The organism is Pseudoalteromonas sp. APC 3691 (genome assembly GCF_030408135.1).
Taxonomy (GTDB): Bacteria; Pseudomonadota; Gammaproteobacteria; order Enterobacterales; family Alteromonadaceae; genus Pseudoalteromonas.
This window is the reverse complement of record NZ_JASDCB010000028.1, coordinates 16,706-42,064: the sequence shown is the minus strand read 5'-3', so window position 1 is coordinate 42,064 and position 25,359 is coordinate 16,706. Positions and strand designations below refer to the sequence as shown.

At 40.0% G+C, this 25,359-nt stretch carries 27 protein-coding genes; 9 read left to right on the top strand and 18 right to left on the bottom strand.

The genetic code is table 11. The annotated features are described in order from the left end of the window. Positions 1 to 6: 6 nt before the first annotated feature. Positions 7 to 708: a spondin domain-containing protein gene (locus tag QL998_RS10815; RefSeq protein WP_290192672.1), complete on the bottom strand. Its 702-nt coding sequence runs from the start codon at positions 706 to 708 to the stop codon at positions 7 to 9. 185 nt (positions 709 to 893) lie between these two features. Here QL998_RS10815 and QL998_RS10810 point away from each other — a divergent pair, with 185 nt between their 5' ends. Together QL998_RS10810 and QL998_RS10805 are read left to right on the top strand one after the other, a co-directional pair. Further along, a complete protein-coding gene (locus QL998_RS10810) occupies positions 894 to 1,259 on the top strand; it encodes a DUF4870 domain-containing protein (RefSeq protein WP_007580507.1) in 366 nt (121 codons plus the stop codon). 135 nt (positions 1,260 to 1,394) lie between these two features. Beyond that, entirely contained in the window at positions 1,395 to 1,829 is a 435-nt protein-coding gene (locus QL998_RS10805) for a YqaA family protein (protein ID WP_290192671.1), read from the top strand. A 17-nt stretch (positions 1,830 to 1,846) separates the two neighbouring features. Here QL998_RS10805 and folX read toward each other — a convergent pair whose 3' ends face one another. The 7 genes from folX to ycaO all read right to left on the bottom strand — a co-directional run bounded on the left by folX (position 1,847) and on the right by ycaO (position 10,536). Further along, entirely contained in the window at positions 1,847 to 2,203 is a 357-nt protein-coding gene (gene folX / locus QL998_RS10800; RefSeq protein WP_007377309.1) for a dihydroneopterin triphosphate 2'-epimerase, read from the bottom strand. A gap of 4 nt (positions 2,204 to 2,207) precedes the next feature. After that, positions 2,208 to 2,762, bottom strand: coding sequence for a GTP cyclohydrolase I FolE (gene folE, locus QL998_RS10795; RefSeq protein WP_290192670.1), 555 nt, complete (start codon positions 2,760 to 2,762; stop codon positions 2,208 to 2,210). 22 nt (positions 2,763 to 2,784) lie between these two features. Beyond that, a complete protein-coding gene (gene folM, locus QL998_RS10790; protein WP_290192669.1) occupies positions 2,785 to 3,504 on the bottom strand; it encodes a dihydromonapterin reductase in 720 nt (239 codons plus the stop codon). Positions 3,505 to 3,725: 221 nt separating this feature from the next. After that, positions 3,726 to 4,556 (bottom strand): ammonia-dependent NAD(+) synthetase, encoded by an 831-nt coding sequence (gene nadE / locus QL998_RS10785; protein ID WP_290192668.1) that lies wholly within the window; start codon positions 4,554 to 4,556, stop codon positions 3,726 to 3,728. Positions 4,557 to 4,624: 68 nt separating this feature from the next. After that, positions 4,625 to 5,254 carry a YceH family protein gene (locus tag QL998_RS10780; RefSeq protein ID WP_002962344.1) on the bottom strand — a complete coding sequence of 210 codons (630 nt, stop codon included), beginning with the start codon at positions 5,252 to 5,254 and terminating at the stop codon, positions 4,625 to 4,627. Positions 5,255 to 5,297: 43 nt separating this feature from the next. Then, complete coding sequence (locus QL998_RS10775) at positions 5,298 to 8,660, bottom strand: ATP-binding protein (RefSeq protein WP_290192667.1); 3,363 nt, start codon at positions 8,658 to 8,660, stop codon at positions 5,298 to 5,300. A 115-nt stretch (positions 8,661 to 8,775) separates the two neighbouring features. Beyond that, complete coding sequence (ycaO, locus tag QL998_RS10770) at positions 8,776 to 10,536, bottom strand: 30S ribosomal protein S12 methylthiotransferase accessory factor YcaO (protein WP_024595461.1); 1,761 nt, start codon at positions 10,534 to 10,536, stop codon at positions 8,776 to 8,778. A gap of 156 nt (positions 10,537 to 10,692) precedes the next feature. Here ycaO and QL998_RS10765 point away from each other — a divergent pair, with 156 nt between their 5' ends. From QL998_RS10765 to QL998_RS10750, 4 genes are all read left to right on the top strand, one after another. Further along, on the top strand, positions 10,693 to 12,978 hold the full coding sequence (locus QL998_RS10765; RefSeq protein WP_290192666.1) for a penicillin acylase family protein: 2,286 nt from the start codon (positions 10,693 to 10,695) through the stop codon (positions 12,976 to 12,978). Between the two features lie 58 nt (positions 12,979 to 13,036). Next, the gene (locus tag QL998_RS10760) at positions 13,037 to 13,885 is read left to right on the top strand and encodes an MBL fold metallo-hydrolase (protein ID WP_290192665.1); all 849 of its coding nucleotides are present in this window, start codon (positions 13,037 to 13,039) and stop codon (positions 13,883 to 13,885) included. Positions 13,886 to 13,973: 88 nt separating this feature from the next. Then, positions 13,974 to 15,506: a bifunctional GNAT family N-acetyltransferase/carbon-nitrogen hydrolase family protein gene (locus QL998_RS10755; protein ID WP_024595458.1), complete on the top strand. Its 1,533-nt coding sequence runs from the start codon at positions 13,974 to 13,976 to the stop codon at positions 15,504 to 15,506. Next, on the top strand, positions 15,506 to 15,823 hold the full coding sequence (locus QL998_RS10750) for a multidrug efflux SMR transporter (protein ID WP_024605947.1): 318 nt from the start codon (positions 15,506 to 15,508) through the stop codon (positions 15,821 to 15,823). Before QL998_RS10755 ends, QL998_RS10750 begins: the two co-directional genes overlap by 1 nt. Before the next feature lie 66 nt (positions 15,824 to 15,889). On the opposite strand, the gene QL998_RS10745 is transcribed toward QL998_RS10750, so the two are convergent. After that, positions 15,890 to 16,768: a DMT family transporter gene (locus QL998_RS10745; protein ID WP_290192664.1), complete on the bottom strand. Its 879-nt coding sequence runs from the start codon at positions 16,766 to 16,768 to the stop codon at positions 15,890 to 15,892. 227 nt (positions 16,769 to 16,995) lie between these two features. Here QL998_RS10745 and QL998_RS10740 point away from each other — a divergent pair, with 227 nt between their 5' ends. Further along, positions 16,996 to 17,379, top strand: a complete 384-nt coding sequence (locus QL998_RS10740; protein ID WP_290192663.1) for an MAPEG family protein — start codon at positions 16,996 to 16,998, stop codon at positions 17,377 to 17,379. Between the two features lie 73 nt (positions 17,380 to 17,452). Here QL998_RS10740 and QL998_RS10735 read toward each other — a convergent pair whose 3' ends face one another. From QL998_RS10735 to QL998_RS10725, 3 genes are all read right to left on the bottom strand, one after another. Continuing rightward, positions 17,453 to 18,664: a M56 family metallopeptidase gene (locus tag QL998_RS10735; protein ID WP_290192662.1), complete on the bottom strand. Its 1,212-nt coding sequence runs from the start codon at positions 18,662 to 18,664 to the stop codon at positions 17,453 to 17,455. Positions 18,665 to 18,673: 9 nt separating this feature from the next. After that, complete coding sequence (locus tag QL998_RS10730; RefSeq protein WP_165722699.1) at positions 18,674 to 19,048, bottom strand: BlaI/MecI/CopY family transcriptional regulator; 375 nt, start codon at positions 19,046 to 19,048, stop codon at positions 18,674 to 18,676. Between the two features lie 109 nt (positions 19,049 to 19,157). Beyond that, on the bottom strand, positions 19,158 to 19,856 hold the full coding sequence (locus QL998_RS10725; RefSeq protein WP_290192661.1) for a pseudouridine synthase: 699 nt from the start codon (positions 19,854 to 19,856) through the stop codon (positions 19,158 to 19,160). Between the two features lie 90 nt (positions 19,857 to 19,946). On the opposite strand from QL998_RS10725, the gene QL998_RS10720 reads away from it, so the two are divergent. After that, on the top strand, positions 19,947 to 20,252 hold the full coding sequence (locus QL998_RS10720; RefSeq protein ID WP_290192660.1) for a DUF6482 family protein: 306 nt from the start codon (positions 19,947 to 19,949) through the stop codon (positions 20,250 to 20,252). A 40-nt stretch (positions 20,253 to 20,292) separates the two neighbouring features. Further along, positions 20,293 to 20,700, top strand: a complete 408-nt coding sequence (locus QL998_RS10715; RefSeq protein ID WP_290192659.1) for a GNAT family N-acetyltransferase — start codon at positions 20,293 to 20,295, stop codon at positions 20,698 to 20,700. A gap of 10 nt (positions 20,701 to 20,710) precedes the next feature. Here the strand turns inward: QL998_RS10715 and QL998_RS10710 are convergent, their stop codons facing one another. The 6 genes from QL998_RS10710 to dapF are packed head-to-tail and all read right to left on the bottom strand — an operon-like array spanning position 20,711 to position 25,318. Next, complete coding sequence (locus QL998_RS10710) at positions 20,711 to 21,067, bottom strand: HopJ type III effector protein (protein WP_002960998.1); 357 nt, start codon at positions 21,065 to 21,067, stop codon at positions 20,711 to 20,713. A gap of 21 nt (positions 21,068 to 21,088) precedes the next feature. Beyond that, on the bottom strand, positions 21,089 to 22,192 hold the full coding sequence (locus QL998_RS10705; RefSeq protein WP_290192658.1) for a retroviral-like aspartic protease family protein: 1,104 nt from the start codon (positions 22,190 to 22,192) through the stop codon (positions 21,089 to 21,091). A 28-nt stretch (positions 22,193 to 22,220) separates the two neighbouring features. Further along, a complete protein-coding gene (locus QL998_RS10700; protein WP_165743260.1) occupies positions 22,221 to 22,928 on the bottom strand; it encodes an HAD-IA family hydrolase in 708 nt (235 codons plus the stop codon). Between the two features lie 10 nt (positions 22,929 to 22,938). Further along, positions 22,939 to 23,883 carry a tyrosine recombinase XerC gene (locus tag QL998_RS10695; protein WP_290192657.1) on the bottom strand — a complete coding sequence of 315 codons (945 nt, stop codon included), beginning with the start codon at positions 23,881 to 23,883 and terminating at the stop codon, positions 22,939 to 22,941. Beyond that, positions 23,880 to 24,491, bottom strand: a complete 612-nt coding sequence (locus tag QL998_RS10690) for a DUF484 family protein (RefSeq protein WP_290192656.1) — start codon at positions 24,489 to 24,491, stop codon at positions 23,880 to 23,882. Before QL998_RS10690 ends, QL998_RS10695 begins: the two co-directional genes overlap by 4 nt. Beyond that, positions 24,488 to 25,318, bottom strand: coding sequence for a diaminopimelate epimerase (dapF, locus tag QL998_RS10685; RefSeq protein WP_002960987.1), 831 nt, complete (start codon positions 25,316 to 25,318; stop codon positions 24,488 to 24,490). Before dapF ends, QL998_RS10690 begins: the two co-directional genes overlap by 4 nt. Positions 25,319 to 25,359: the final 41 nt, after the last annotated feature.

The following is a 25,359-nucleotide window of genomic DNA, read 5'->3' as shown; positions in this document are numbered from 1 at the left end:
ATGATCCTACTTAACTGTAACGGTTAATTGTGCTACTGGGTTTAACCATCTGTGTACTGTATTACTTAAATCGCTATTACCCGCTTCTAAATCGTCATCACCTAAGCTACCCGGGTGAATATGAATGTTAGTATTTGTATCACCACTTAATACACCTGTACCGCCAGTGCCAGCGTCGCCACCTGGAGCAGCAGGAATACCCGGAGTACCTGGTGCGCCAGAGCCTTCAACTACAAGCTCATTGTTTTGTTCTGTGCCTGCATCGTAAGCATTTAAATTAATAATGTAAGTACCCGCTTCTGTTGGTATTTTCCAACTGTTTAAGCCTATAAAGCCATCATTAGTTGGTAGCATCATTGCAGTTAAAGATAGGTACTCATTACCGTCGGTCGTGCTCAGTGTTGCCGTTGTAGATGCGGCTGGTGCAAGTAAACCTTCAGCTGGGTTTGCAGCCATATCACTACCCGCAGCAGTTGCTTGTGCAACTAGCTCTGCAATATTGCCGCCTTCAGCCATTGTTTGTAGTGCTGTAGATGCTTGCGTTGCTACTTCAAACAGTGTGTCTTCGCTGTTGTGTGCTGTGATTAACAGTGGAGTAAAGTGAATACCTTTGGTTAGGTTAGTAACTTTTAGGTCTAATTCTGCGGCCATAGTCGATTGGCTAGCTGCCGCTAAAAGAATTGCGATTGTTAATGTAGAAGCTTTCATTATTATTTCCTGTAAGTGATGATTCGAGTTAAGTATTGAATAATCGTCTCCAGAAACTCTCACAAACTTATCACTTTTTTATCACAAGATTTTACGCTGTGATTTTTAAATACAAATACGTTGGTTGATTTGTAGACATTTGTTTAGTTAAGAGGCAACATACATAAAACAAAAAGGAGAGTGTTATGGAAGAAAATCAACAGGTTGAACCAGTTAATAAAGATGACCGTATGTGGGCTATGTTATGCCATTTGAGTGCGCTTGCCGGATTTATTGTGCCGTTTGGCTCAATAATTGGGCCATTAATTGTGTGGTTAATTAAAAGAGATGAAATGCCAGTTGTTGACGTGCACGGTAAAAAGGCGCTTAACTTTCAAATAACGATGGCAATTGCATATGTAGTTTGTTTTTTACTGATGTTTGTAGCAGTAGGCTTAATATTACTACCTATAGTGGCAATTTTTGGGTTTGTAATGGTTGTAATGGCGAGTATTAAAGCTAACGAAGGTAAAGAGTTTAATTACCCGTTTAGTTTAAATTTGATAAAATAAACATACAGTTTATTTTTATACCAATTGAATAAATTAGTGAGTTATTTAATACGCTAGAATGATTATGTTTTTAATAAAATTGGTATTATAAACCCAGCTATAGGCTGGGTTTTTACGTTTAGCCATAAGGGCATTATGCTTTATCTCACGTTATTTATTAGCGCATTTATATCTGCCACATTATTGCCCAGCTCTTCTGAGGTGATAATGGTGGGAATGATTGCCCAAGGTAAAGTTAACTTATGGCTTATGTGGTGCGTCGCAACGCTTGGAAATGTATTGGGAAGCTGCGTTAATTACTGGTTAGGCACGCAGGTACTGCGTTTTAAAGATAAAAAATGGTTTCCGGTATCGCAAAAAGGGCTTGATAGCGCACAAAAGCAATTTAATAAATACGGTGTGTATAGTTTGTTGTTTGCTTGGTTACCCGTTGTGGGAGACCCATTAACGGTGATTGGGGGAATATTTAAAGTACGCTTTAGTATGTTTTTATTACTAGTAACACTAGGCAAAGGCGCTCGCTATTTAGCGGTTACCGCCCTTGCCGTAGGATTCGAAAAGCTTTTTTAAATAAATTTTTTAAGGCCTTATTTAGCCCAATCGAGCGTTAACGACACTGAGTCGGCAAAACGCAGTGCATGTGGTTTATCAACACGTGCTTTAGCGTAATGAACACTTGGGTGTGAGTGACAAACCGCAAGAATTTCAGCCACTAATTTTTCGAGCAGTAAAAAGTGGCCTTGCTCTACTAAGCTAATTACTTCTTTGGTGATCACTTTATAATTAAGTGCTTGGTCAACTTCATCCGTTTTACACGCGTCATCAGCAGGGTAATGAATCTCTAGATTGATCACTACATCTTGCTTTTTTTCACGCTCATCGGGGTTAAAGCCAATAAACGTACGCAGGCGTAAATTAGTAACGTTAATGATTGCATTAGCCATAGGGTTAACCTTTTATAAGCTGCAAAAATTCGTTACGTGTTTTAGGATCGCTTCTAAAGTTACCTAACATTACTGATGTACGCATGCTTGAATTTTGCTTTTCTACACCACGCATCATCATACACATGTGTCTTGCCTCAACAATAACGCCTACGCCCTTCGCGCCAGTAACTTCTTCAACTGCTTTAGCGATTTGATGCGTTAACTGTTCTTGAATTTGAAAACGGCGTGAAAACATATCAACAATACGGGCAAATTTAGACAAGCCTAATACTTTACCGTTTGGTATATAAGCAATATGGCAACGGCCAATAAAAGGCAGTAAATGATGCTCACACATAGAGTAGAGCTCTATGTCTTGTACTAACACCATGTCGTCAGCGTCAGATGTAAATACTGCTTTATTAGTTATTTCATCAAGCGTTTGACGATACCCTTGCGTTAAATATTCCATTGCTTTTGCAGCACGTTTTGGCGTATCAAGTAAGCCTTCGCGGTTAGCATCTTCACCTACAGCGGTGATGATTTTTTCATAACTTTCTTTTAATTCATTGTGCATAAATATCTCAGTTTATTTATATTTACTTTAAATGACGACCGCCATCAATAGGCAAAGAGCGCCCTGTGATGTAGTGGCTTTGTAATAGTAAATCAATGCTATTGATAATTTCTTGGCATCCGGGTTCAATGCCCATTAATGATTTTTTAAGGGTTTTAGCTCTATATTGCTCGTCGTCATGTTCATTAAAAATAATGAGCGATGGAGCAACCGAGTTCACTTTTATATTTGGCGCATATTTAGCGCTAAACGATTTGGTTAGGTTGTCGAGTGCTGCTTTACTTGCTGCATAAGCTAAGTGTTTAGGGCTGCCTGTTTCAACTACATAATCAGTAAGATGTATTATATCGGCAGGTACTTTTTCATTTTGCTGATAGTTTAAAAGCAGCTCTGCGCACATTAAATTAATTAAATACGGTGTTTTGGCATGTACTCGCATCATATTATCAAACAGTGCTGCAAAGTCAGGGTTGTTAGCTTCGCAGTCCCAGCTTGATGCGTTATGAACAATAGCGCGCAGCGATGTTGTATGCTCTTTAAGCGTATTTATAAATGTACTAATACCTTCATCGGTACTAAAATCGGCATAAATACATACAGCGCCTTGTTGCTCTAATTTATCAACAGCGGCGTGACGAGTACGATACGTAATAACAACAGCTTGCCCTTGAGCCATATAATGCTGAGCAAGTGCTAAACCAATACGTTGGCCTGCGCCGGTAATTAAAATGGGCGATGTCATATAAGGCAGTGTTCTCTTTGGCGGGTAGTTATACCAATATAATTAAAAATATCATCATTTTATCGCTATTTCATAGGGCTATAATAGCTCACTAATTTAATGCAATTGGTATTATAAAATTCAAAGCGTTAATTTATTAAAATATACGCAGCTTCTTAATCTGTCGATCAAAAAAGCAATTAATCCTCAAAGGGTTAATTGCTTTTCTTATTTACTAAACATTAATCGTAAATTGTTGGAATTGGTTGTCGCTTATGTTGTGTACGCGTGTAAATACTTACAAGCTTTTGTTCAACATCATTAGACACAGGTTTACCTTCTAAAAAGTCATCAATTTGCTCATAGCTCAAACCAAGTGCTTCTTCATCTGTTAAGCCTGGGCGGTCACTTTCTAAATCAGCTGTAGGTGCTTTATCTACTAATAAAGCTGGAGCACCGAGCGCAGTAGCAAGTGCACGCACTTGGCGTTTTGATAAACCAAATAGCGGAGCTAAATCGCACGCGCCGTCACCAAATTTAGTATAAAAACCAGTAATGTTTTCAGCACTATGATCGGTACCTACTACTAAACCTTGGCAAAAACCTGCAATTTCGTACTGAGCAACCATACGTTGGCGCGCTTTAACATTACCTTTAATAAAGTCTACTTGCGCTTGCTCAGGCAGTGCTTCACCACAGCCAACTACGGCAGCTATCGCTTGCTCATGCAGTGCATCAGCAGCAGGTTGTACGTTTACGGTCATACGTTTACTTGGCTGAATAAAATCAACCGCCATTTGTGCTTCATCTTCGTCAGCTTGTACACCATAAGGTAGGCGCACAGCAATAAACTGATACTTGTTTGTGTTTTGCTCTTTATTTAGTTCGTTTACGGCAAGTTGACATAAGCGACCGCAAGTTGATGAGTCAACACCACCACTAATACCCAGTATTAATGATCGTGAGTGAGCAGCTACTAAACGTGCTTTAATAAAAGCAACTCGACGAGTTATCTCAGCATTTACATCAATCGTTGACTGAACCTTCATTTCAGCCATAATTTCGGCGCGCATTGCCAGCTCCTTATAAAATTTAATATGTGATACGCAATAAACTTATTATGTGATTTAGTTTTAATTAATTAAAGTTTTAAATGAGCTTTTATTTGGCGAAGCTCTGCTTTTAATTTTTCTACTTCTTCAAGTAAATCGCTTAATTCTTTGTCTTTAATTACTTCGCTTGGTAGAGCAACAAAGGCATCGGCGGGATTATTTTGTTGTTCGCCAAATAAATGAATATATCGGCTGTCACGTTTTCCAGCTTCACGCTCTAGCTTTGTGACGTACTCGCTTTCAATCAGTTTATTGAGCGCTGCCTCTACTTCATTTACGTTATTAAAATCAGCAAGCCTAGCACTGCGGGTTCTTAATTCACCAGGGGTTTGAGCACCACGCAAAAGTAACAAACAAACAATGGCACGCTGCTGAGCAGAAAATTGCAGATTACTAAATTCAGTGTTGCAAAAGCGGTGATCGTATTTATTTACGCGACCCGAAAGACCTTCATCTATTGTAACCAAACGCATTTCTATTAGTTCATCAAGTGCGTTTTGCACGTCTTCATCTGTAAGACTTAACACAGGATCGCGGTTAGACTTTTGGTTACATGCGTTCACGAGAGCGTTTAACGATAGCGGATAATGCTCTGGCGTCGTGCTTTGTTTTTCTAATAGGCAACCAAGAATACGTTGTTGATTTGTTGATAACTGCATAAATAATCTCAAATTAGTAAGCGTATTTTATTAGCTTACACCTTTATTGAATGCCAAGCCATTGTTGAAGCTTTGGTTGTAATGCTGCTAAATCGAGAGGCTTACTTAAATAGTCGTTCATGCCTGCGGCTAGGCATTTTTCTTTATCGCCCTGCATGGCATTGGCTGTTAGCGCAATAATAGTAATATTTTCATTATCTTTACCTGCATCACCTTCTCTAATGGCTTTAGTGGCTTGGTAGCCATCCATTTCGGGCATTTGGCAATCCATTAAAACTAGCTTATATGGTTTACCTTGTTTTGCATTGAGCTTTACAATTGCCTCAAGTCCATTTTCAGCAATATCAAAAATCACACCTGCTTGCTTTAATAGCGCCGAGGCAACTACTTGGTTTATTTTATTGTCTTCAACGAGTAGTAGTTGTGGCTCTGATGAATCGAGTACCGGTGCTTTAGTTAGCTTGTTTTGCAGCTGTGCTTGTTGCTGCTGTTGTTCAATGTATTTATCGTTCGTGAGTGAGTCAAACAAATCAGAAGGTGTGAGTGGTTTGAAAATCATACAGTCGACTTCCATACCTACTTTAGACTCCTCAGACGAATAACTCATTGGCGCCATAATAACTAACTTGCAACTATGCATATTTATAAAGTTTTTAAGCGCGGTGATATGCGTTTGTGGGGCTTTTTCAAAAAAGTAGTAATCAACTAAAATAGCACCAGGGTGGGTGGTTATATTACTTAAGTAATCATCAACCTCAAGATAGTTATGTATACAATTAACTTTTGCACCCCAAACAGTGAGCTGCTTATTAGCGGTGTTAGCATTTAACGAGCACTCATCAATAATTAAAATATGTTTGTTTTTAATTAAATGACTCGGTAAATCTTGTTCTTTACTTAAGCGCGGTTGTATTTGTACTGTGAAAGAAAATGTACTTCCTTCACCTTGCATACTGTTTACACTCACTTCACCGTTCATCAGTTCGCACAATTGTTTTACTATGGCAAGGCCAAGCCCTGTGCCCCCAAATTGGCGTGTTGTTGAAGCATCGGCTTGTGTGAATGAGTCAAATAACGACGCTTGTTTTTTAGGGTCAATACCAATACCAGTATCAATAATCGAACATTGAAGGAACGAGCCATCCGTTGTTTCATCTATTCTGGCAGTAATGACTACTTCGCCATCAATAGTAAATTTAACCGCGTTGCCAATTAAGTTATTTAAAATTTGGCGCAAGCGGTTAGGGTCACTAATTATCTCGCTAACAGTTATTTGAGTAGCATCTAGAATAAGTTTTGTATTGTTTTGTTCTACCTTTAAAGCAAAGGACTCCACCACTTCGCCTAATAACCGAGGTAAATTAAATTGCACGTTTTCAATATCGAGCTTACCGGCTTCAATTTTAGAAAAGTCTAATATGTCATTAATTATATTAAGCAAAGATTGAGCTGATGATTGAGCAAGTTCAATATGATGTTTTTGCTGTAGGTCCAATTGAGTTTGCTTAATTATGTTAAGCATACCTAAAACACCGTTCATTGGGGTGCGAATTTCGTGGCTCATACTCGCTAAAAATTCACTTTTAGCTTCAACAGCTTGTTCGGCGGTTTCTTTGGCAGAAACTAGTTTTTGTTCGGTTTCAATTCGCTGTTGGCTTGAGTGCAAGCTGCCTATTAACGCTGCAACGGCAATTAAAAAGCTTTCTTCGTTTTTAGACCAGTAGCGTTTTGATTGGCATTGCTCTGCGCAGACGACTCCTATAGCGCCACTTCCTGCAGGGATTATTACGCACAGCATTGATTTAATCTCGAGAGTCATTAAATACTGTTCTTTAATTGGCTCGAGTATTGGGTGTTCTTGGGCGTCAGGCACATTAAATACAGGCTGGTGATCTATTGCATTAAAAAAGCCGGGAAGATTTTTTCTTAGCCAAATAGAGTCAATTTTATCACTAGACGAATGTTTGCTATGTATGGCAAAAGGGCTTAGTTGGGATTTGTCTTCATTAAAAAACCAAATACTGGCACGTTTAATATCAAATGCTTGGCAGATTGCTTTAGTAATAATGTCTTTTGATTGGCTAAGTTGCCCATTTAATATTAATTTATTAACGGTCAGGGAGGCTAAAATTTCGTTGTGTAATGCGGTTTTATTATTTTCTAATTCAATTTTTTTACGGGTATCAATATTCTGTAATGAGCCAAAGATATGTGTGCATCGTCCATTTTTTCGTTCTGCTTCACCATGTACAAGTACCCAAACAGATTCACCTTCTTCATCCATTACTTCTAATTCAACTTCGTAGCTTTCACCATATTTTATGGCTCGTTCAATTAAAGGTTTAATTGTTTCTCTGCTAGTGCCTTGTTTAAAGTAATTTAAATCTGTAGGCCATTCTGGTTGGTTATTTAATGGGTATTTAAATAGTTTTTTGGTCATATCAGACCAATATACTTGTTTCGTTTCTAAGTTAAATGACCATGCGCCTATTTGGGCTAGATCACTCATTGCTTCAAGCATTTTTTCGTTTTGTTGCTGACGATTAAGCATTTTCAAAAAGAATAAAAAGGCCCAAATTAATAATCCGCAAATAATAATAATTGATAACCTAAGTGGCCACACAGCTGAATTTGGTGGGCTCCAACCTATTTTAGGTGCTACGTAAAGTTGCCAATTGCCACCTTGAAAGCTTAACGTAAACTCAAGGGGGTCTTGCTCTATTATGTTTTGATTACCGTAAAAAAACTCCCCTTTGCTGCCAAGTCCATGCCTGCCTTGTAAAGCGACGTTGTATTCTTTTTCTAGCTCATAAATACCTGAATTTTCATAGACTTTGTCAATGTTGAGAACAACTGAAAGTAATCCCCAAAAGCGATTTTCTGGCGGTATGTAAACAGGAACGCGGGCTATAAGTGCTATGTCACCTTGGATTAATTTTAATGGGCCAGCCATTACAATGGTATTTGTATCGCGAGCTCTAATAGCATCAGCGCGTTGGTTTTTTTCTTCTAAAAAGTTTAAACCGAGTGCTTTTTCATTACCTTTTAAGGGGTAAGTCATACGAATTACCATATCGGGAGCGCCACCAATATTGCGAAGCTCATTTGAGGTTTTAAATAGTGGTTGGGCAATTTGTTCAAACTGTGTTTGCTGTAAATCAGGCTGCGCCGCTACGGCAACACCTAAACCTCGAACTAGTTGGATATTAGAAACTAAAATAGATTCTAATTGAGCTCGATATGTACTTACTTCAGAAAGAATTTGTAGGCGATGAGCATCTTTAACACGATTGTAGTTAATACGATCAAGAACGATACCAACTAGTACAGTTAGCGTAAGCGATAACCAAAAGGTCAACTTAAAGTTATGAACGTTCGTTTTTTTATTGTTAGTAGATGGTGGCATTAGCTACATCGTGGCGTTAATTTAGGCAAATTAACTATAGCTAATTTATTACACAAATGAAAACGGCGCATTAACAAATGCGCCGTTTATTTTTTATAATTAGTAGTTTAGCGAGTTACGAGTCGCTAACTTCACGCGCCCAGTGATTTTGCTTTGCTACATGTAGCTTGCGGTAACCATCAAGTAGCGCCGCATGCTTTTTAAAGCCTTCAAGCGATAAACCAGGGAAAGTTAAACCGTTAAACTGCTTTTTACCTTCGGCAATTTCTATAGCCAGCGCTACATTATTAGCACCAAACATTAAGCCTAGTGCATCTTGGTAATCTGCGTATTCGCGCTCGTCATCGTATTTAATTTCAAGAACTGCTTTTAAACAGCGGAAGTGGCGCATTGCCTCTTCGTTTACTTGGCCTGTATGAAGTATCCAGTCAACCCAATCAATGGCTTCTTCGCTGCCTGCAGCTAAACATAGGTGCGCTTTAAGCTCACCTATACGCAGAGTGTGCCATGGTGTGTCGGCATCGGTTGCAAGGCCAATAAATTCTGCGGCGCGGATAATATCGCTGTGGCCTGCTTCTTCAAGGCTGTCGTAAATTTCCATCCATTGCTCTGCATCGTACTGATCAAGCGATAGGAATGTTTCGCGAAATTTTGCGCCTTCGTTGTTGTTACGCCAAATAAGCTCATCAACAGGGTAAATGTCAGACATGCCTGGTACTAAAATACGACACGCGTATACGTTTAGGTGCGTGTAATCCATGATGTAGATATCATGATCCATGCTATGAATTAGGTCAGTACAGAAGTTATATTCTTCTTCAGTTGTTCCGCTAAAGTCCCAGTGTACAAATTCAAAATCAGGTTTTGCACGGAAAAAATCATGCGAAATCAAACCGCTTGAATCAATAAAGTGCAGTTCAATGTTCTCTGGTGTTGCTACTTCATCGTTATCAAATGTTGCAGGTTGGAATACATCTAGCTGATCAAGACGTCGACCTTGTAGTAACTCAGTCACGGTACGCTCAAGTGCAACTTCAAATGATGGGTGAGCACCAAAAGAAGCAAATACAGAGCCATCTGTTGGGTTAATAAGCGTTACGCTCATTACAGGGTATTTGCCCCCAAGTGATGCATCGGCAATACGTAAATGAAAGCCATGGCTGCGAAGTTCTTCACACGCTTCGTGAATTTTAGGGTATTGCTTAACAACATCTTCAGGCACGATTGGTAAACAAATACCTTCGGCGATGATGCGGTTTTTAATAGCACGTTCAAATACTTCTGATAAACCTTGTACACGAGCTTCAAACTTGGTGTTACCTGCGCTCATACCGTTAGATACAAAAATATTACCGATAACGTTTACCGGAATGTATACGTCTTGGTTATCGCGTTGGCGTGTGTATGGCAGGGTACAAATACCACGATCGATATTGCCTGAGTTAAAATCAAAAAGGTGTGATGCGTTTAGTTCGCGCTCTGGGTCAAAGTAATCCCATAAGCTTTCATCCATAATGCCCTCTGGCACTTCATCGCCTTCAACTTTAAACCATTTTTCGCTTGGGTAATGAGTAAACTCGCCATTAGCAAATTCTTCACCTAGATAAAAGTCTGCAAAAAAGTAGTTACAGCTTAAACGTTCAAAGTATTCACCGAGTGCTGAAGCAATAGATGCTTTGTCGGTTGCGCCTTTACCATTGGTAAACATAACACCGCAGTCGCTGTCTTTTATATGAACCGAATAACAGTTAGCTACAGGGTTAAGCCAAAGCGCTTCTTCAACATTAATGTTTAGGGCTTTAAGCTTGTTTTGCATGGTAGAGATTGACGATTCTAGGTCGCGGTCTTTACCTTTGATAAATGTTTTTTCAGTCATATTGATCTCAACTAGTTCTGCACGATGTGTGGAGCTGACATTATCGTGGATTTTGATGTTTATTTCACCCTTTGCGAGCAAGAACATTATTATTTAATAAAACTGTGGTTATTATATGTGCTTAACGCTTGGTCAAAACGTGCAAAGGAAACGGTGATGTTTAAAGTAATCAAACGCTTGTTGTTATTAATTGTGATATTAGGGCTGGCAAGTACCGCTGTTGTTTATGGGGTACTTAGTTTAAGTTTACCCGCCCTTGATGGAAACGGACGCAGTAACGCGGTAGTAGAGCCTGTAAAAATTTCGCGCGATGCACTAGGGCAAGCAGTAATAAACGCCAATAGCCGAAACGACGCCGCCTACGGTTTAGGTTATGCGCATGGGCAAGACCGATTTTTTCAAATGGATTTACTAAGGCGTAATGCCGCAGGTGAGTTAAGTGAATTATTTGGCCAAGCAGCGTTGGGGCTCGATAAAAAAATGCGTTTTCATCAATTACGTAAACGTAGCCAAATTATTTTACAAACCCTGCCAGAGGCAGATAAGCAATTACTTAAAAGTTACGCTCAAGGTGTAAACGAAGGCTTAGCGCAAGTAGGGTATTCAAGCTTTGAATATTTACTAACAGGTGCAGCACAAAAGCCATGGCTAAGTGAAGACAGCCTACTTGTGATATTTAGCATGTACCTTGATTTACAAAGCGCCACATTTGAGCGCGACCAAGCACTTATTCAAATTGAGCAAGCGTACACAAAGCAAATGGTTGATTTTTTAACGCAACCGAGTAAGTACCAAGCCGCGCTTGATGGCAGCAAATTAGCGCCTTATAGCGGCGGCATACCTACTTTGCCAACTCAAACAAAGCATATAGTTAAAAGTATTGAATCAAACCAAGAGCGCGGCAGTAATAACTGGGCTGTTACAGGAGCGCTTACTAAAACAGGGGCTGGAATGGTGTCGGATGATATGCATTTATCGATGGCAGTGCCTGTAATTTGGTACAGGGCACAATTAAATTACATGCACAGTGGTGAGCAGACTCAGGTAACCGGAGTATCGCTGCCCGGTGCACCAGCCATTGTTGTTGGCACTAACAACAATGTTGCATGGGGATTTACTAACGGTTATTTAGATACTGCCGATTGGATTGCATTAAACGATGATAGTAAAACATGGCAAGTTGATGAACCTATCCCATTACCCGATGGGGAGGTTGAAAACTATTCATTAATACTCAGTGAATACGGACCTGTAAAATATATTAACGAAAAACCTTATGCGTTGAGCTGGGCTGCCCATCAGCCTTATGCCGTTAATATGCAGTTATTAAAATTAGAGCAAGCCAAAACGGTAGATGATGCACTTGCTGTAGCAAGCGATGTGGGCATTCCGGTGCAAAACCTAATGGTGGTAGACAGCCTTGGTAGCGCAGCGTGGAAAAACATGGGCGGTATACCGGCGCGTAAAACGCCTAGCGAACTTGGCGTAAATGCCGATGACTACTCAGCGCTTTGGCAGCAAAGCGAGTTACAACGCCCATTTGTTAAAAACCCACAAAGCGGTCGATTATGGACTGGTAATTCACGCGTGGTGTCGGCTGAAGATAATACCCGTTTTGGTAATGGTGGCTATGCACTGGGCGCGCGCTCAAGCCAAATACGCGATAGATTATTTGAAAAACAAACATTTGCAGAGAGCGACTTTTACGCACTACAGCTTGATAACCAAGCTCGCTTTTTAATGCCTTGGCATGCTTTGCTATTAAAGCAGTTAAAAACCGATCAAACCAAAAATCAGCAATATATAACCGCGCTCGAAAATTGGCAGCAATGTGCATGTTCAACCTCCATAGGGTATACCTTAGTTAAGCGCTACCGCGATGAAGTGATTAATATTTTATTTAGTAATATTGAAAGTCAACTAAATAAACAACAAGGCACACTAAAATACGTAAAACGAGATTTAGAGCCCGCAGTTTGGCAGCTTATTAACAACAAACCCGACACATGGTTAAACCCACAATTTAAAAGTTGGGATGCGCAATTACTCGGTGCATTTAGCCAAACTGTTACTAAGCTTACCGAGCAATTTGGTAATAATGTACAAAGTTGGCAGTGGGGCAAGGTAAACGAGCTAGTAATAGAGCATCCGTTTGCAAAGCAAATCCCCTTACTTGCTAAGTTTTTAAATATGCCTACAGCACAAGGTTTTGGCGATAGTTACATGCCCGCTGTACAAGGGCGTAGTTTTGGCGCATCGCAGCGCTTTATTGCTCAACCAGGTCATTTAGAACGTGCAATTTTAGCTATTCCGGGTGGTCAATCGGGGCATCCGTTATCTGAATTTTATAGAGCGGGTTTTAGTGACTATGTAGAGGGCAAACATACGCCTTTATTACCTCAAGAATTAATACATCAAATAGTAATAGAGCCTACGCGATGAACTAAAGTATAGCTAAACACGTTCTATATAATCACTAATAAAACAACAGAGAACTAAAATGAAAAAAATACTACCCGCATTAATAACAAGTTTATTACTAAGCACTACAGCGCAAGCCGATGATGGCCCAGTAACAGCACAAAAATTAAGTGACCATGTATACGTACTATTTGGGCAAGGCGGTAATATTGCAGCAAGTGTAGGCGATGATGGCATTTATATTATTGATGATCAGTTTGCCAAGCTCTCAGATGATATTAAAAAAACCATTAGCGATTTAAAACCAGGCAGTGCAGAGTTTGTCATTAATACTCACCATCATGGCGATCATACCGGTGGCAACGAGAACTTTGCTAAAGCGGGTGCGCATGTTATAGCGCACGACAATGTACACAAACGTTTAGAAGAGCAGCACGGGGAGGGGTCAGACTTTTTACCGCGCATTAGTTTTGGTCATGACTTAAAACTACATTTTAATAACGAACACGCCCATGTAGTGCATTACGAACATGCACACACCGATGGCGATTCGGTTATCTTTTTTAGTAACGACAACATAGTGCACATGGGCGACATTTACTTTAATTTTGGCAGCTTACCGTTTGTTGATGTAGATAGCGGCGGCAGCGTTGATGGTATTTTAGCGGCAGTAAACGATGTAGTTAATCAAATTGACGACAACACTCAAGTAATACCAGGACACGGCAAGGTAAGTGACCGTTCAGGACTGATAGCGTATGGTAAGCTAGTTCAAAACGCGAAAGACGTAATGCTAAAAGCAATGCAAAATAATGCAAGCTTAGAGCAAGTACTTAAAGCCGATCCATTGGCTGAGCTGAATCTTGAATACGCAGGCTGGTTACCAAAAGAGAAAGTAACCACACTTTTTTATCGTAGCTTAAAGTAGTACGCGTAACGTAAAAAACATGATACAAAGCTGAGTGTACTTTAACGTACATTCGGCTTTTATTTTCTTATGCCCAAAGGAGTTGTGTATGTCGGCAGAAAAAACCCATCTTGAAATTTGTAACTTAACCAGAGAGCAATATCCGCAAATTAAAACCTTGATGGATCAAGCGTATCCCGACTTAGGCGGTGCGTGGCCAAGTCATACCATTTTTAGATTAATAGACCAGTTTCCTGAAGGGCAAATAGGTATTGTGGATGACGGCGTGCTGGTGGGCTTAGCATTAAGCGTGCAGGTTGATTACACGCGTTTTTCAAACCCGCATACATACGAAGATATTGCAGACGGTCACGACCGTGTATTTAGCGATACCGACGGCGATGCGCTATACGGCTTAGATGTTGCTATTAGCGAAAGTCACAGAGGCATGCGTTTAGGTCGTCGCCTTTATGATGCCCGTAAAGAATTGTGCCGCCAATATAACTTACGCGCTATTTTAGCAGGTGGGCGTATTCCGCGTTATTACAATCACAGCAGTGAAATGACGCCAATGGAATACATTGCAAAAGTAGATCAAAAAGAATTATACGATCCTATTTTAAGTTTTCAGTTATCTAACGATTTTCAGGTAAAACGATTACTTAAAAAGTATTTACCGGAGGATCAAGAGTCTGTTGGTTACGCCACTCTACTTGAGTGGAATAACATCATGTATGAGCCAACCGACACGGTACTTGAGTCAACTAAATCAATCGTGCGTGTAGGTGCTGTGCAATGGCAAATGCGTTGTGTTGAATCGGTTGAAGAAATGCTAAAGCAGGTTGAATACTTTGTAGATACCGTATCTGACTACAAAAGTGACTTTATACTATTCCCTGAGTTTTTTAATGCGCCACTAATGGGGCTAGGGAATCAAAGTAATCAAACAGAAGCGATTCGCTATTTAGCGGAATACACCGAAACATTTAAAAATGCCATGTCGCGTATGGCAATAGAATACAACGCTAATATTATTACCGGCTCTATGCCACTTGCCGAAGATGATAAAATTTATAACGTAAGTTACCTATGCCATCGTAGCGGTAAAATAGACGAGCAACGTAAAATACACATAACCCCGCATGAGCAAAACGATTGGGTTATTCAAGGCGGCGATAAAATTGCCGTGTTTGATACCGATGCCGGTCGTGTAGGTATTCAAATTTGTTACGATGTAGAGTTTCCTGAGCTTTCACGCATATTGGCCAAACAAGGGTTAGATATTCTGTTTGTGCCATTTTGGACTGATACTAAAAACAGTTATTTACGTGTGCGCCACTGTGCACAAGCGCGTGCAATAGAAAACGAATGTTATGTGGTAATTGCAGGTTCGGTGGGTAATTTACCAGAGGTAGAAAGTCTTGATGTGCAGTACTCACAATCGGCGGTATTAACGCCATCGGACTTTTCGTTCCCGCACGATGCAACACTTAACGAAGCCACACCAAACACCGAAATGCTGCTATTTAGTGACCTTGATATGGATAAGCTTAAAATACTTCACAGCGAAGGCACAGTGCGTAATTTAAAAGATCGCCGCGAAGATTTATACGAAGTGATTGTTAAAAAGAGAGACGTTTAATGGCGTGGGTGTACTTAATTATTGCTGGGTTACTTGAAATTGGCTGGCCGATTGGCTTAAAAATATCGCAAAACCCAGAAACCCGATGGCAAGGCATAGTAATAGCGGTGGCATTTTTAGTTACTAGTGGTTTTATGCTGTGGCTTGCCCAAAAGCAAATATCAATGGGCACCTCATACGCCGTGTGGACAGGCATTGGCGCTGCAGGTACGTTTTTAGTGGGTATATTGTTTTATAACGATGCCGCCACATTTGGTCGTATTGCCGGTGTACTAATGATTATTAGCGGTGTGATAACACTTAAAATAAGCTCTTAGAATCAGTTCTTAAAGCTATAAAAATTATAACAGCGCAGGTATAAAAGCCTGCGCTTTTTTATGCCCTTAACTTGGCAACATGACCAAAACAGCGGCAATGGCTATGAGTATTAAGCCTGCAGTATCTTGTTTTTTAAGTGGCTGTTTTAACCAAAGTACAGCAATTAGCATGGTAAAAAATACTTCAACCTGTCCAAGTGTTTTAACGTAAGCAACATGTTGTAAGCTCATTGCACTAAACCAACCAATAGAGCCGACACAACTAAAAACACTAATTGCGACTGTAGTGCCTTTGTATTGCCACAGTTTACTGAGTGTTTGCGGCTCTTTTAATAATAAATAGCCAAGTAGTATTAGCGTTTGTAGGCTGATTACAAACAGTAAAACCCAAGCGGCAGAATGTGGGAATAGTAACCCTGAATTTAAACTCGCTTCTCGTACCCACAGTGAGGTAAGTGCAAAGCAAGTACCACAAGCAAGGCCTAGTAATGCAGTTTTAGCATTAAAGTGTTTAACGCTTGTTATGCCGCTGAGCAGCAATACGGCAATAGCGCCAAAAAACACACCAAGCCAACCAAGCAAAGAAAGTGCCGAGCCAAAAAATAATACACCTAAAATGGCAGCTACTAACGCCTCGCTTTTAGCAAGACCAGCACCTACAGCGTAATTATTCATTTTAAACAACTTAACCATTAAACCGGTAGCAAGTATTTGCATAACACTTGCGCCTACAATAAATCCCCAAAAGGCATTATTAAATGTAGGCATGGTGGTATCTTGATATTGATACAAACCATATAAATACACGGCAGCAATAGGGCCTGCAATAATAAAGCGGGAGAGGGTTACGCCAGCAACACTCACATCGTTACTTAATTTACTTTGCAGGGCATTACGCCATGCTTGCATGAAAGCGGCTAAAAAAGTGAAAAAGATCCAAGTCATGATTGTCATCGTTAAAATGTAAGGCAGTAAAGTTAGCAAGCTTTGTGAAGTAAAGCGATGTATTAACCGTGATGTTGAATATTCATCATCTGCGACATTATGTCGCACGGATTTGAGGATAAATTTAGCTATAGTAGGTGTTAGCCGCCAGAGTTTGTCATAAACGTATCTGGCGGCTTTTTTATTGCGCTTATGCTAAATTATCCGAAACATTAAAAGGATAAATTATGACAACATTAGTTGTATGTGCATTACTTGCGGTATTAATGCCTTACTTTGCAAAAGTGCCGGTTGCTATAGCAATGGCAAAATTAGGTCGATACGACAATAAACACCCAAGGGCGCAACAAATAAAATTAACCGGCTTTGGTGCACGGGCGCTCGCTGCTCATCAAAATTGTTTTGAATCGCTTGCTGTTTTTGCTGTCGCTATTGCAGTTGTACTCGGCACTAACTCTGTAGGTGCAGTGACCGAATCGCTAGCGGTTACGCATATTGTGTCGCGTGTTTTGTATTGCGTATTTTACTATATGAACCTAGATATAATTCGCTCATTAGTTTGGTTTATTGGTTTGGGTACAGCCATTGCCATGATTGTGGTGAGTTTGTAGGTTTATATTTTAAAACCACAAAGCAAGCAGCCTAAAAGGGCGCTTGCTTTGTAGTCTTGAACAACTCGTGGCGTTAATGCGATACTTTAATTCGCTCAATTAAATCGGTAGGCGCCACTTCACTATTAATCGCAAAATCTAGTTGTACAAGTACATCTTCAAAACCTGAATCAGATGCTTTATATTTCCATTTTGCTAGTGCCTCTTTCGCTGATTTATCAAAAACATCTTTAGGTTTAGATTGAATAACACTAATGTTTTTTGTTTTACCGTTTGCTGCAATATCGTATTTTAATACAACAGAGCCGCTGATCCCTTGTTGAGCTGCTTTTATTGGGTAAGCAGGTTCAATGCGTATTGTTGGTGAAATATGTTCCTCTTGCGTTTTATTTACTTCTGGTTGCTTTGCAATTGCTAAGCCGCTTAGCATGCTTGCGGCTACAAGTAATAAGCCACCTTTAGCAAACTTTGAACGCTCCCCGCTGTGTTTTATATTAGTAAGTCGTTGTAACATCGTTTTTTTATCTCCGTAGTGTGAATAAGCTATAAGTCCTGTGGGCGCATTTGCCGCACAGCTTATTAAGGCTTTGCTATATAAAATATGTTGTTGTGTGGTCTTATTGCTAAGTACCCGTTCATCACAAGTCAGCTCTTGTAGTCGGCGCATACTTGCGTAACAAAACCAAGCTAGTGGGTTAAACCATAGTAAAATAGTAGGCAGTAATATAAGTGCGTTTGTTAAGTTGTCTTTGCGTTTAATGTGTACGTTTTCGTGCTCTAAAATAAGCGCTAATGTGGCTTTATCAAACTGAGTATTATAGTTACTCGGTAACACCAGTTTGCTGTTTAAAATCCCGACCACCATTGGTGTGGCTACATGTTGACTGGTGTAGGTTTTAACACCAGTGGTAAGAGTACCTTCAAATTGTGTTAACTCAGTTAACTGCAGATTTTTAACAAAACGGGTATGTGTAATAAAGCTAGCTATTAATAACCCTGCAGTAATAAGTACATACATGAGCGCCCAGTTAATACCCATTCCATGTGCAAAGGGCTGGTTAGGGGTGATTAAATAATGGCTAATATTGCTACTTTGCAGTGGTTTAACCGCATTTGGTAAATTAGCAATAACCAATGCTGCAGGTAATAGCCATGCTAATTTATATACAAACCGTGAGCCAAGGGCTTTTAAACCAAATCGCTCGAGTAAAATAAATCCACAAAACCAAATGCTTAATAGTAATTGCTGCTCAATCAACCAATTAAAACCAGTTTGAATAACCATGTTAATCCCTTATTTTTGGTTTTTTTCCCAGTCATCTATAACTTTTTTAAGCTCGTTTATATCTTGCTGAGAAAGCTGCTCCGATTTAGCAAAACCACTTACAAGTGGCGCAATACGCCCACTAAAAAAGCGCTCAATAAAGTTTTGGCTTTCTTTTAAGGTGTAGTCGGCGCGCTCAATACACGGCATATAAATATATTGGCGACCTTCTTTTTCAAATGTAAGTGCGCCTTTTTTTACTAGTCGACCTAGTAGGGTTTTAATTGTTTTTTCGTGCCATTGCTTATCGTCGCTTAAGCGTTCAATTATTTGGCTCGCGGTGGCGGGGTAGTTAATCCAAAGTGCGTCGAGCACGTCAAACTCTGCTTTTGATAACTCAATCATGCTATTGCCTACAAATGTAATCTTTAATTAAAAGACTACACCTGTAATCTATAAATGCAAGTTTATTTTTTAACTTTTTAGCATGTTATTTAACCTAATAGGCAGGAGGTTAGCTGTGGGCTTTTAAAATATCAGCTTTATTAATGCGGATATACTGCCCTTCAGGGAGGTTTAAACTTTCTAGTGCAAGGCCACTAAATTGCGCTCTATATAAATCAATAACTTTGTATCCGCAGTAATGCGCCATTTTACGTATTTGCCTGTTTAGCCCCTGCTTTAAAACAATACTAAACTGGTTACTGGCTATTTTACTTACCTCACAAGGCAGGGTTATGTGTTTATCAACGGGTACGCCTGCTGCCATTTTTTTACAAAAAGCATCGTCTAAAGGCTTATGTACGGTGACTAAATAATGTTTAGGCTGGTGGAAGTCTGGATGTATTAGTTGGTTACAAAAACCCCCATCGTTGGTCAAAATAAGCAAACCACGAGAGTCTTTATCTAATCGACCAATAGGGTAAACACGGGTAAGTGTAGGCAAGTAGTGAATAAGGCTGGCAGGGTCATCAATATTTAATTTGCAGTCAATGCCTACCGGCTTGTGATACGCAAAATAAACTAAATCTGCTACACCTTCAATTTCTTGCCCGTTAACTATTATTGTGTCTTGCTCATCAACGTGATCAATATGATTTGCTGGGCGATTATTTACAGTCACAACACCTTCATCAATTAAACGCGATGCCTGTTTACGAGAACAAATACCTGCATGGGCAATATATTTAGCGAGTCGGGTTTTTGTGCTCATAACGTGTGATGCCAGCGGCTAATAAAAATTTGATCGCGATTATAGCAAAGCTGCGTATCGATAATGTTAAATTTAATTAAGGCAAAAATTATGGGTATTAAATTTTCACAGTTAAAAAAGCACGAGCCGCTACAAAAAGTTATTGTTCACTCTTTAGATATGGCGCTTTATCAAGTATCGGTAATGATTAATAACGTTGAATATTATGTAACAGAAGACAGCGGTGAGTTTTTAAGAGCTCTCAGCCCACTGCATGTACAAAAGCGTTTTGACAAAATAGCCTACGCCGAAATGGTGCTTCGACATACTAGCGCCTATGATGAAATGTGTGGCCAGCCAGAAAAAACCAGCAGCAATATGCTTGAAGTACCTTACGGTAAAAATAATCTGTATTGATTGAGCTAATTTGCTAGTATCTGCTTTTTAAGGGCGGCACATGTATCAATTAACAGTAGATAATACCGATGAGTTAAACTCAGCGCTTCGCGCACAAATGGTTGAATTTAACGCCCAGTATTTTGATGCGCAAAGAGTGCCATTAGGTTATAAATTTACTGATGAGCAAGGCGAGCTTGTTGCCGGTATTAGTGGGTGTGTGTTTGGAAATTGGCTGATGATTAGTTGGCTTTGGTGTAGCGATAGTGCACGAGGGAAAGGGCTTGCAGATAAACTGCTAACGGCACTTGAGCAAGCTGCTATTGAGCTAGAAGCAACAACTGCTCAGCTTGATACACTTGATTTTCAGGCAAAACCTTTTTACGAAAAGCGCGGTTATAGTGTTAAGTATCAACTTAATAATTACCCACGCTCAGGTACGCGTTATTTTATGGAAAAAGCACTTTAATTTTTGCTGGCTATTTCGCTTTTAGTGGCTCGCCTTCAAAGGTAATACCTAAAAAAGGTGTTGCCTCTGGTGCTAACATAAACGTGCGAATGTTCATATGATCATCCCCTTTAGGGTTTTGCAGCACGTCTTCTCGGTAAAACTTACCAAAACAATCCAACGTATTTTGTTTACTTAAATCGTTTAATTTAGCAAACGCAAAAATTTTACACGAGCCGTTGTTCTCACTCGCAGCGCTAAGTAATCCATGGTTATTAAAGCCACATGCAGTAAAGTCGTAATTTGCTTCTATCACGGCCATTGTATCGGTAAATTGAATGCTTTTTGGGTTTTCAGCAAGTGCTTTTAAATAGTTATTTAGTGTCATGTGTTACCTTTGGGTTTTTAATTATTTAGCGCTCAACTCTAGCTCATCTGTTTGCTGATTTATATTGAATTTAAATCGCGATAAAAAGTTCATTCCTAGCAAACCTTGCCCACGGGTGTTTTCAATGCTTAGCACTTCAAAGCCGTAAATAATTTGCGAGCCCACTTTAAACGATTCAATTTGATAACGCTTTACAACAATTTGACCATTCGCTGTATTTACCGTTACATCGCCTAAATATAAAGGCTGTGGCGAAATTTGCTCAATAATATTTGTAGGTAGTGAGGTTACGCTTGCGCCTGTATCAATCATTAGTTCGGTTGATAGGTTATTATTTATTTCGGTGTTTATTAAGTAATGCGCGCCGTAAGGCGTTAAAGCAACAAAGTCGTCTTGCGATTGTGCTTTATTGATCATCGCTTGCAGTGTTTGCACTTGGCTTTTTAGATTGTGCTGGTTTGGCATTCGATCAAGGGTTGCTTGTGCGCTAATTAAATCGCCTTGCTGATAGTAGGCATACGCAAGCGGATATAAAAACTGCGCGTTATCGCTTTTATAATCAAGCCAAATTTGTGTTTGCTCAATAATAGCTTGCCAATTTTGTTGCTCAGTTAATGTGTGTAATTCGTTTTGAGTGAGCGTATTTAAACGTGTATTTACATTACTTTGCTGATCAGCAGGCAGTAATGAATTAAGCTCAAATAAAGCAATAATGGCGTTTTGTGTTTGCTCGCTATTTATTAAATACTCAACCTGTAAATTAAGTAACTCTACGTTATAAGGGCTGTTATTTAATAGCGCATTGAGAAATGATTCGCTGAGTAATAAATTGCTATTTAGCCATGTTTTAAGCTGCACTAGCCACGATGAATAAAGGTTTTTTGCGATTTCTGGATTGCTGTTTTTGAGTTGTTGATAGCTACTAAGTGCGGCTTCAAATTGGTGTTTTTTAAACTGCTGCTTTGCCGTATTTAATAGCGTATTTTGTTGTTTAGGCGATATGCTTTTTTCAGCACCTTGCGTTTTTTGTACTTTGGTTGGCGCGGGCTGCGGCCACAATAAATAAGCGTTAAGGCTAAGTGAGCCAATTAATAGCAAGGTAATTAGCTTGGTATAGTGGCTCATTGTGACCTCTTATTTAATGCAATTGGTATTATTTAATAAAGTGCGTTAAGGCATGAATATTGGCTATTTCAATATCAGCCAGCCCTTTATAAGCATAATTGGCGCCTTGATCGTTTAACCATACCGATTGGCAACCGGCATTATTTGCGCCTTGTACGTCGGTATCTAGGCTATCGCCAATGTGTAAAATTTCACTTTTAGCAACGTTTAAGTGCTCGGCGGCTTTATCAAATAAGGTGCTGTGAGGTTTTGCTTTACCGTGCATACCGGCTTGTAATACAAGCTCAAATTTATCGTGTAAGTTAAAGCGTTCAATTTCAACATTACCATTAGTTATAGCAACCAGCGTAAAGTGCTGGGCTAAGTTATCTAGCAGCTTTAGTACGTCGTCGGTTACCACTATTTTACTGCGCGCATTGGCAAAGGCGTTATAGGCAGCATCGGCATGATGCTCTACCTCTTGCTCGTTCAAATCTAGTTTAGAGAGGGCTAAGCGCAGTGTATGTTGGCGCCATTTAGTGACGTTATCAGCAAGTTCAGGTAACTTTAATACGGCCTCATTGCGGCATTGTTGCCAGTATTTGGGGCCTTGGGCTAAGTAGCTAGGGAGCGTGTTTAAATAATCTTGCTGCGCTTTAACCGCTGCTTTTATAATGGGGTGATTGTTGTATAGCGTGTCGTCTAAATCAAAGCTCATGACAGAAAATGGCTTAATAGCACGATTAAATCGGATCATTTTTATTTACCTAATCAGTTCGTTTTTTTGCACGAGGGTGAGTGTTGTCGTACACTTTGGCTAAATGTTGAAAATCTAAATGTGTATACACTTGTGTAGCCGACAAACTGCTGTGCCCTAGTAACTCTTGCACGGCGCGTAAATCACCAGATGATTCTAAAATATGTGACGCAAACGAGTGGCGTAGCTTATGCGGATGAACCTGCGAGCTAATGCCTTGTTTTATTCCCCACTCTTGCATGCGTAGGCGCACTTGGCGAATCGAAATACGGTTTTTTTGGCTACTTAAAAATACTGCTATTTCATCGGGCTTTGCAAACTGAGGGCGTATTGTGAGCCATTTTTTTAATGCGTCTAACGCTTTTTTGCCCACCGGAATTAATCGCTCTTTATTACCTTTACCACGCACTAAAATTTCACCATTGGCAGCGCTAATATCTTGCATGTTAGCGCCAACTAACTCGCTTATACGCAGCCCTGATGAATACATTAACTCCATCATTGCTTTATCTCTAATTGCGAGAGGTTCGTCGTCGGGTATTTCGAGCAAGCGTGCCATTTGATCTACATCGAGATTTTTAGGTAGGGGCTTTGCAAACTTAGGGCCTTTTATACCTATAGCCGGATTATGGTAATGCGATTGCTCGGCAATATTTTTTGCTTTTAAAAACTTATACAAGCTGCGAATACAACTGAGCTTTAAGCTAATTGTACGGCCACTTAATTGCTTTGATCGCAGTGCCATACTGTAGCGGCGAATATGCTCGCCTTGTACGCCAAACCAGTCATCACATAGTTTGCTAAAATATAGGGCAGCAAAGCCAAGTTGGCTTACGTATTGATTAACTGTGTGCGCTGAATATTGTTTTTCAAACTTTAAATAATCGCTAAATAGCGTTATGGGTGTACGCCAGTTGTCACTTAGCTCAGTAATATTAGGCGCATCGTCACTCATGCTAGTTTTTGTAACCGCAGGTGTAATGCGTTTATTAAGTCGAGCACAAACAGGTTATCTTGCGCGGGCTCAAAATGGTTTACGTTATTGCTACCAAACGCCAAAATAGCGATAGGGTGCTTGGTGTCGCCAATTAAATAAATAGCGACGGATTGTGTATCTTCACTAAATAATTGTTCGCGCTCTTGTTTATTAATTCGCCCTAAATAATGCCCAGAATGGGTAAGGCGATGCGCAATAAGCTCGTCGTACTCGGGATTGTATTTTACTAATTTGCAGTCGTTAACATCTTCACTCGAGCAAATTATATTGCGTAGATTATTTGCAAGAGTGTCAAAATCGTCATGATTCCAAAGCTGGCGATGACATTGGCTAAACAAACGATATACGAGCTCGTTTTGCGTTGCATGCTTGCTCATAGCATCTATTTGGCTTTTTAAAAGCGTGTTGTGCTCGCGTAATTGACGTTGCTGAATATGTACTAGTGACGTTGCACCTTGAGCTTGCTGTTGCAGCTCAAGTTGTGCGAGTAGCTCAGGGTGATGAACTAAAAAGTCAGGATGTTGCTGTAAGTAATTAATAACCTGCTCTGTACTTAGCTCGCTCATAGTGCTACTTGTCCGTCGAAAACATGCTCTGCGGGACCAGTCATACGTACCGGGTGACCTTCACCACTCCAGCGCACTTGCAAAGTACCGCCCGGCAAATCTACTTGAACGGTTGTTGATAATTTATTTTGCATATGACCAATCACCATCGCTGCACATGCACCAGTGCCACAGGCTAAGGTTTCGTTAACGCCGCGCTCCCACACTCTTAGCTTAATGTGTTCTTGCGATACAACCTGCATAAAGCCAATGTTCGCTTTTTGGGGAAAGCGTTCATGGTTTTCAAGTAATGGACCCAATATATCAACTTGTGCGGTGGTTACGTCGTCAACCTCTAGCACGCAATGCGGGTTACCCATAGATACCGCGCCACTAAATACAGTGTGTTCTTGCGTTCTAATAATATAAGTAAGCTCGCGTTTGCTGGCTTTTAACGGAATTTTACTTGGCTCAAAATTAGGATGGCCCATGTTAACAGTTACTTGACCGTCTTTTTCTATGTAGAGCGTTAAGTTGCCCGACTTAGTCGATACACTAATTTTGTGCTTGTTAGTAAGGCCTTTCATGCGTACAAAGCGGGCAAAACAGCGTGCGCCGTTACCGCATTGTTCTACTTCGGTACCATCGGCATTAAAAATTCGATAATGAAAGTCGAGATCAGGTGAATATGGTGCTTCAACCATCAGCAATTGGTCAAAGCCAATGCCAAAGTGGCGATCTGCCAGTTTTTTGATTTGGTCTCGCGACAAAAAAACATTTTGTGTAATGTTATCAATCACAACAAAGTCGTTACCTAAGCCGTGCATTTTGGAAAAATTAACTAACATAGCGCTCTAATTCGGTTTTGCTCTGTGCTAATCATGCCACA